Here is a 549-nt window from a genome sequence, read left to right on the forward strand (position 1 = left end):
CGTTGGACCTTGTATTCCTTGCGGGCCTTGAATTCCTTGTGGGCCTTGAATTCCTTGGAGACCTGTCGCTCCGGTTGCTCCTGTAGCTCCCGTTGGACCTTGTATTCCTTGCGGGCCTTGAATTCCTTGTGGGCCTTGTGGGCCAGTCGGACCTATCTCTCCTTGCGGACCTTGGATTCCCTGTGGACCTTGTGCTCCTGTGGCCCCCGTCGCTCCTTGGATTCCTTGAGGGCCTTGTGGACCTTGAATTCCTTGGGGGCCAGTTGGACCTATGTCGCCTTGTGGGCCTTGAATTCCTTGTGGACCTTGTGCTCCTGTGGCCCCCGTTACTCCTTGGATTCCTTGGGGACCTTGAATACCCTGTGGACCGGTTGGACCTATCTCTCCTTGAACACCTTGTATTCCTTGCGGTCCCTGTAAACCCGTCACTCCGGTTGCTCCCGTTGCTCCTGTCGCTCCTGTCACTCCAGTTGAGCCTGTCGCCCCGGTATCTCCTGTTACTCCTGTCGCTCCTGTTGCTCCTGTCGGGCCAGGTGGTCCACCAGATGG

At 57.7% G+C, this 549-nt stretch carries 1 pseudogene; it reads right to left on the bottom strand.

Annotation, left to right across the window (positions count from 1 at the left end):
* Positions 1 to 549, bottom strand: a pseudogene (locus MR083_RS26845) (collagen-like protein); the annotation flags it as partial.

The organism is Bacillus cereus group sp. BfR-BA-01408, from assembly GCF_022663305.1.
Lineage (GTDB): Bacteria > Bacillota > Bacilli > Bacillales > Bacillaceae_G > Bacillus_A > Bacillus_A pacificus.